The sequence below is a fragment of the [Clostridium] symbiosum ATCC 14940 genome, assembly GCF_000466485.1.
GTDB classification, from domain to species: Bacteria; Bacillota; Clostridia; order Lachnospirales; family Lachnospiraceae; genus Otoolea; species Otoolea symbiosa.
In genome coordinates this window covers 1-7,655 of sequence record NZ_KE992867.1, presented here as the reverse complement: position 1 = coordinate 7,655, position 7,655 = coordinate 1, and the positions used below count along the sequence as shown (strand labels likewise).

The 7,655-nt window shown below is 49.0% G+C and carries 5 protein-coding genes; all 5 read right to left on the bottom strand.

The window, feature by feature from the left end:
- Positions 1-121: 121 nt before the first annotated feature.
- Positions 122-2,290, bottom strand: coding sequence for a protein translocase subunit SecDF (locus CLOSYM_RS07640; protein WP_003501647.1), 2,169 nt, complete (start codon positions 2,288-2,290; stop codon positions 122-124).
- Positions 2,291-2,358: 68 nt separating this feature from the next.
- The gene (locus tag CLOSYM_RS07635; protein WP_021641665.1) at positions 2,359-2,817 is read right to left on the bottom strand and encodes a hypothetical protein; all 459 of its coding nucleotides are present in this window, start codon (positions 2,815-2,817) and stop codon (positions 2,359-2,361) included.
- A 123-nt stretch (positions 2,818-2,940) separates the two neighbouring features.
- Complete coding sequence (gene glgX / locus CLOSYM_RS07630; RefSeq protein ID WP_021641664.1) at positions 2,941-5,097, bottom strand: glycogen debranching protein GlgX; 2,157 nt, start codon at positions 5,095-5,097, stop codon at positions 2,941-2,943.
- Between the two features lie 25 nt (positions 5,098-5,122).
- The gene (locus CLOSYM_RS07625) at positions 5,123-6,787 is read right to left on the bottom strand and encodes a sensor histidine kinase (protein ID WP_021641663.1); all 1,665 of its coding nucleotides are present in this window, start codon (positions 6,785-6,787) and stop codon (positions 5,123-5,125) included.
- Positions 6,784-7,461, bottom strand: coding sequence for a response regulator transcription factor (locus tag CLOSYM_RS07620; protein ID WP_003501634.1), 678 nt, complete (start codon positions 7,459-7,461; stop codon positions 6,784-6,786). The genes CLOSYM_RS07625 and CLOSYM_RS07620 overlap by 4 nt, the downstream gene beginning before the upstream one ends.
- Between the last annotated feature and the right edge of the window lie 194 nt (positions 7,462-7,655).

Below are 7,655 nucleotides of genomic sequence, written 5' to 3'. Positions count from 1 at the left end.
CGGATTCCCCCTCACGACACCCTCCAACCGGGGATGGAAGACTCAGCCATATCCCTCACCACACCGACATGGTCCGTTCCGGACGCGTCCTCCACACCTCAGTTAAATCTCCATTCCAATTTTACTTTTCCCTCCCATTCTTCGTCAATTTTCTTTCCTCCCAGTATGCCCACAGCGGACCTGCAATACATACGGAGGAATAGCATCCGCTGATCAGGCCGGCAAGCAGAGGCAGTGAAAACACCTGGATCGATTCAATTCTGTAAATAACCGAAAAGATATATACGATAAAAATGCTCATGACAACCGTAAGCGCCGTATTGACGGAACGCCCCAGCGTTTCCGTGATGCTCCTGTCCACCAGGCCGGCCAGGCTCGTCTTCGTTCCCGCCTCTTTCATGTTTTCACGTATCCTGTCATAGAGTACGATTGTGTCATTGATGGAGTAACCGATAATTGTAAGCGTTACCGCTACAAATGCATCATTAACCGGTATTCTGAAAATCCCAAAAATGAAGACAACTATCAGAATATCGTGAACGAGGGCCAGGATAGCCGACATCCCGGCTGCCAGCCCCGACAGTGAGGAAAAACGGAACCTGATATAGACAATAATGAAAAGGGCCGACAGAACTACTGCCGTCACCGAATTTTTGAGTGCCTTAGCCCCGATATAGGGCTCTACGGCAAATGTCTCGGATAATGCAAAGTTTCCGCCCAGGCTGTTTAAAAAATCTGTTACCTGAGCTTGTTCCTTTGGCAGGATTCCCCGGTTGCCAGCCAGAGTCAGCACCAGCTTTTTTTCACCGGTCAGAGGATCCTCCGATGTCTGTACGCTGACAGGGCGGCCCAGTTCATTTTCCACTCCGGCTTTGACAGCTTCAGGGTCTGCTTCCTGAGCATAGGTATATTTGAGAATAACGCCTCCCGTAAACTGCGTATCCAATTTCATTCCATTCTTAGCGCTGAGTAAGGTTCCCATAAGAAGCACGCAGCAGGTAAAGCACAGAATCCATTTTCGTTTTTTGGAAAATCCCAGTACCTTTTTTTCTCTCTTCTTCCGGAACATACGCTCTTTGCAGAAAGCCGGATACTCTGTCAGGGAGTTAAGAATTGCCCTGGACATCCACACTCCGGCAAAAAGGTTGATAAGAACTCCCGTAAGCAGCGTATAACCGAAGCTCAGCATGGTTCCGGAGCCAAAGAACATAAGGATGGCGGCTACGGCCGCAGTGGTTATGTTTCCGTCCAGGACAGAAGAAAATGCGTTTTTGTATCCTCTTCTCACCGCCTGCTTTACCGTCATCTTATTCCTCAATTCCTCACTGATCCGCTCGCTGATGATAATATTCGCATCCACCGCCATTCCGGCCGAGAGAATCAGCCCTGCAATACCCGGCAGTGTGATCGTATACTGGGGAATCGAAATTGCCAGCACCTGCAATGACATCTGAAACAGCAGCGTCAGGCAGCTTACAATTCCCGGCAGCCTGTAATATGTCATCATAAACAGGCAGATCAGAAGCAGGGAGAAAAGCCCTGCCGCCGCCATGGACTGAAGGGCCTGGTTTCCCAGCGTGGGGCTGATTGTATTATAGTTGGTGGTTTTCATGGAAAACGGCAATGCGCCTGCACGTATTTTTTCCGCCAGCTGTTTTGCCTCCTCCGGGGAATTCATACCGCTTATCATGGCTGTGCCATCCGTTATCGCCTGCCTGACGACCGGCGCCGATATCAGTGTTTCATCCATATAAATGCCGATCCTCTGCCCGGTCAGTCTTCCCGTAGCCTCTGCAAATGCCGCAGCCCCGGCGTGGTCAAAGGAGAGGCTGACGACGCTTTCCCCTGTTTTCGGATCCCGGACAGCCTCGCTGCCGCTTACATCCTTTCCTTCCACCAGCACATTTCCTTTTTCATCCCGGAAGGTGAGCCGGGCCGTCTCTCCCAGTTCGGCAATCGCCTCCTCCGGATTGAAATTTTTCTCATCCGATTTCCAGGGAAAACGGACAATGACGTGGCCTGCCTTTTTATCAACCGTCACTTCCCTGTCCAGAATATTTTTGGCATCCAGCCTGCCCTCTATCACATCTCTGGCAGATTCCAGTTCCCCTTCCGACGGCCGGTAATCCCCTGCCGGTTCGAATACTGCCTCCACTCCGCCCCGGATATCAATTCCGAAACGCATTTCCCTGATTCCCTTTACATCGTCACCGCACCCGAAAATGGCAGCATAAACAAAGACAGCTATAACGATGCAAGCTATCCATATATGATTTTTCTTATTTTTCACGTGTATTCCTCCTGCAATATAATTTAACGGTGCAGCCCGGCTTTCTTTCGGCTGAACATAATCCAATTTCAGGCGGTAACACGTTTTTTTCCATCTCTTTTATGGAGAATACAGACAAGATACAGAGCGCTGCCCATCTGGAGCAGCGCGGTACAAAGATGCAGACAAAAGCTTCCCTTTAAGCCGGCAAAGCTGTCCGAAAAGGGGATTGTAAAGAAAACAGGGCAGTCTCCGCCCTCAGGAGGCTGCAGACTGTCCAAGTCAGGCTCCTCCTCTTTTATGTACAGACCGTTTTTATATCCGGCCTTTACCGAAAAAGAGACAGGCTGTGCCGCAGGGAGAAATCTGCGGTCTTCTCCTTCCTGCTTGCCGGCATCCGTCTCCAAGGCACAAAACCCCCCATCAGCCTTATCTCCGCCGGTAACCGGGCGGACCTGATTAAGACTGTGGGGCCTGAAAAATAATATAAGCAGACAGAAGGCGGCCGGAAGAAGAAATAATGCGGTTCTGACTGATTTCTTTCCCATACCGCTCTTCCTCCTGTCTGCCGTAACCGTCCTAAATTCGTTATCATTCCGATATGCGAAACTATAGCACAGCAGGCTTCGGGTGTCAATTCTCCCCGCCTTCCTTTCTGCTTTTTTATCGTTTTATTTACATTCTGCGGCGGTCAGAACCATAACGGAGCGTGCGCCAATCCGGCACGGCTCATTTCCGGATAAAGAACGTTCCGGCTGCTCATCCGAGGTATCCGCCGCCAGTCTCCATCGGCTGTGAGCCGGAAGTTTCGGCAGCTCCATATACTGTTCCTCCCAATATGGATTTACCGCCAGATATACAATATCATCTGTCTCTCTTTCCTCATCATATCCTGCGAACATGACTGCCACCGTTCGCGATTCATTTGTAACGGAAGAATCCCAGGCTCTCAATGTATGCACGCTGACCGCAGGAAAACCGCATCTTGCCGTTCCCAGTTCATGTCCGATGACCTTGTGTTCTTTTCTGAAATGTATCATTTTCCTGACAAATTGAAACAATTCCTGGTTCTTCTCCACCAGTCCCCAATCCAGCCATGATAATTCGTTATCCTGACAGTATGTATTGTTGTTACCATGCTTAGAGAAACCGAATTCGTCTCCTGAAAGCAGCATCGGGGTCCCCCTGCTGCACAGCAGGACCGCGCATGCATTCTTCATCAGCTTGAGCCGCAGCCTGATAATTCTCTCATCATCAGTAAGGCCCTCCGTTCCGCAGTTCCAGCTTCTGTTGTCATCGGTCCCGTCCGTATTGTTCCAGCCGTTATCCTCATTATGCTTCTGATTATAGGAATAGAGATCACAAAGGGTAAAACCGTCATGGCAGGTGATAAAATTAACCGATGAATTATATCCCTGGTAATCCTTCTCCGAACGGTACAAATCTGGCGATCCGGCAATTCTTTTCACGGCCTGGGGAGCCAGCCAGTAATCACCTTTTAAAAAGCTCCTCAGCTCATCCCTGTATTTTCCGTTCCACTCGGCCCAGTGGCTGAAAGCCGGAAAACTGCCCACCTGATAGAGTCCGCCTGCATCCCAGGCCTCGGCGATCAGCTTCGTATCTCCCAGAATCGGATCAAATGCAAGTCTCTTTAAGAGCGGAGGATTCAGCATCGGCGCCCCGTCCTCATTCCGCCCGAGAATGCTGGCCAAATCAAACCGGAAACCGTCCACATGGTAGGATGTCACCCAGTAACGCAGACATTCCACGATCATCTCCTGCACTATCGGGTGATTGCAGTTCAGCGTATTTCCACAGCCGCTGAAATTGTAATAGTAGCCCTCCGGGGTCAGCATATAATATATATTGTTGTCGAAGCCCTTAAAAGAAATCACAGGGCCATGCTCATTGCCCTCAGCCGTATGGTTAAATACGACATCCAGAATAATCTCCATTCCGTTCTCATGCAGCGCTTTGATCAGAGTCTTGAGTTCTTCCCCCTCCCGGTTGTATTCATCGGCCGCCGTATAGCTGGTGTTCGGGGCAAAAAAGCTTACCGTATTATATCCCCAGAAGTCGCAGAGTTTTTTTCCGCCAACCACCCGGGCATCCTGTGTCTCATCAAATTCAAAGATCGGCATCAGCTCCACCGTTGTAATCCCCAAATCTTTCAGATAGGGAATCTTCTCCATCAGCCCCGCAAAGGTTCCCGGATTCTTAACTCCGGAAGACGGATGATTCGTAAAGCCCCTCACATGCATTTCATATATGATGGATTCACTCATGGAAAGCCGGGGAGGGAACACATCCTTCCAGTCAAAGTTATTTCTGACAACTCTGGCATGGTACTGATCTTCATCACTGCGCTTCACTCCCCAGACGCTTTGGCCGGTTATCGCTTTGGCATATGGGTCGAGAAGCGGCTTTGTCTTATCAAAAAGCAGTCCTTTTGACGGATCCCAAGGGCCGTCCAGCCGGTAGGCATACTCAAATTCCGTTATTTTAAGCCCGAATACGATCATGGAATAGACATTTCCCACCCTGTAATTCTCCGGAAACGGTATCACGGCATACGGACTGTTCTCCATTCTGTGATATAACAGCAGTTCACAGGAGTACGCCCCATGGGAATGGACGGTGAAATTGACGGCGCCGGGCAGCGCAGTCGCCCCATTGCTTCCATACAGCCCGGGCCGTATCCTGAATCCCGCCGCCTTGTCAAGCGGCTCCATCTGTTCGTACTCTCCGTCGGGCGCAATTATATTGGCGCAATCCCCCGTCCCGTAATTATCCTGTTTTCTAATCCCATTATCCGCCCTGTCTGCCATTATATCCTCTCCTTTACCGCTCCTGTCAGGCCTTCCTGCTGCAATCCAGCGTGAACCAGAATTCCACGCCGTTCTCAAGGTTCCTGACGCCATATTTCTTATGATGGGAATCCATAATCGCCTTTACGATTGATAATCCGATTCCGCTTCCTCCGTATTCCCTCGTTCTGGCCTTGTCAACCTTAAAGAATTTCATCCAGAGATTCGGTATATCCGCTTCCGGTATCGGCCGGCCCGTATTAAATACAGTGACCCTGACCTCTTCTTCATTCCTCTCCGCGCGGATTATTACCTTTTTATCACCCTCCGCATGGTTGAGCGCATTATTGAAATAGTTCGTCACTACCTCCTCTATTTTAAATTCATCGCCCCATACATAAAGCGGTTCCGTACAAGAAAACTCTACGGTTATCTGCTTCTGCTGGAGAATCAGGCCTGCCGCCGATATCACTCCCTGGATCAGCTCTGTCAGATTGAACCGTTCCATCACCGTCTGTTCATTTCCAAACTCCAACGCGGTCAGCGTAAGCAGTTGTTTTACCATCTTATTCATCTTGCCTGCTTCATCCATGATGACCTCGCAGTAATAATCCCGGCTCTCCTTCTCCTCCGCCATTCCCTCCGTCAGCCCCTCTGCATATCCCTGGATCAGTGCGATGGGCGTCTTCAGTTCATGGGAGACATTGGCGATAAATTCTTTTCTCATTTCATCAATCTGCGTCTTTTCTTCGATGTCCCTCTGAAGCTGGATATTGGCGGCTTTCAGTTCCCCGATGGTGTCTCTCAGTTTGTCGGACAGGACATTCATGCTGTTGCCGAGTGTGCTGATTTCCTCTGTCGGGTGTTTGGTATCTTCGTACTTAGCCTCAAAATCCAGGTTGGACATCTTTTCAGAGAGCTGTGACAGCTCATGAATCGGAGCCGTGACTCTTCTCGTTATAAAATAGAGAATGACGCTGCTGACCAGGATAACGGCAATCCCCACATACATCAGGAACCGGTTGGATATGGCCGCGCTCTCCCTGATACTGTCAAGGGGCGTCGTCATAATAAAGATAGTGCCGTTATCGGAGAAAAAGCCCCAGCTTTCGAGATAGACTGTTTTTGTCCTGGGATCATATGTTTTCTGTATCATATAATTTTCATGCTCTTTAAGGATTTCCCTGTGCGGAGCATTCCTACCTACAATATACTGGCTCACCCTGTCCTTCATTACCTGAATATCTTTCATAGAAGATACCAGGATATTACCGTTCATACTGTCACAGATCAGCAGTGTGATATTGGACGTATCCCTCAGATAGCGTACCACTTCAGCCAGCTTTGCAACACCGCTGGCTTCGCTGCTTCCCTGTGCGCCGGGACTTTCCGAAGAACCATCTTCCTGCTCTTCTTCCGGATAGTTTCGCCCCCGGTTCTGCCTTCCCGCATCCGGATTTCCGACAGTAAAAAAATCAGCGGAACTGTTAAGCTCATCTTCCGCGCCCTCCAAAGCGCTTCCTCCGTTTTTTTTCTCTTCCAGCACAATCGTATCAATCGCATGGTAGCCTTTCTCCAGAACACCTATTTTATAATTCTGGTAATAGCCCTCCAGGAACCAGTTATTGATACACCATGTAGCCGTCACGGCCAGGGCCATCATGCTGATAAATGTTACTGTAAATTTCCACTTCAGCGTCCTGTGTCTCATCCGTCTACCTCAAATTTATATCCCATGCCCCAGATGGTTTTAATATAATCGCCTTTATCGCCCAGCTTGCTGCGGAGCTTTTTCACGTGGGTATCGATTGTCCGGGCGTCGCCAAAGTAATCGTAATTCCAAACATTATTCAAAATCTTTTCTCTGGAGAGTGCAATTCCCTGATTCTCTGCGAAATACGTAATCAATTCAAATTCTTTATAGCTTAAATCCACATTTTTACCGTCCACCAGAACCTGATGGGCTGATTTGTCAATATGGATCCCTCCCACGTCGATTACTTCCTGGGACATCGTGCTGCTTCTGCGAAGAATTGCTTCCACCCTGGCAACCAGAATTTTGGGACTAAACGGTTTTGAAATATACTCATCCACTCCCAGACTGAAACCCTGCAGCTCGTCCTGTTCTTCCCCTCTCGCCGTCAGCATGATTATCGGAACCTGGGAATATTTCCTGATAGTTCTGCAAACCTCCCAGCCGTCCATCTTCGGCATCATCACATCCAGAAGAATCAGTGCAATATCCTTCTGTTCAAAAAAAATGTCAATCGCTTCCTCCCCGTCTCCGGCTTCCACCACCAGAAATCCCTTGACCGTAAGGAAATCCCTGACCAGTTTCCTCATTCTTGCTTCATCGTCCACTACCAGCACTTTTAATATTTCCATATGATTCACCTCTGTGTTATCTGATTTATGATTCGCCCGCTGTTTACCTCTTCTGTATATACAGTTTTGCCGCACAGCCGCGTTTTATCTATGTTTTATCTGTATTTTATCAGATTATAGGGGGAGTTTCCACAGTTTCACAGAGATTTCACAGATGGGGGATTTAACTGAGGCCCGGAGGACGCGTCCGGAAC

Coding starts and splice junctions, on each gene's coding strand:
- CLOSYM_RS07625 (WP_021641663.1), bottom strand. CDS start 6,787: ATGAGACACAGGACGCTGAAGTGGAAATTTACAGTAACATTTATCAGC.
- CLOSYM_RS07635 (WP_021641665.1), bottom strand. CDS start 2,817: ATGGGAAAGAAATCAGTCAGAACCGCATTATTTCTTCTTCCGGCCGCC.
- CLOSYM_RS07620 (WP_003501634.1), bottom strand. CDS start 7,461: ATGGAAATATTAAAAGTGCTGGTAGTGGACGATGAAGCAAGAATGAGG.
- glgX (WP_021641664.1), bottom strand. CDS start 5,097: ATGGCAGACAGGGCGGATAATGGGATTAGAAAACAGGATAATTACGGG.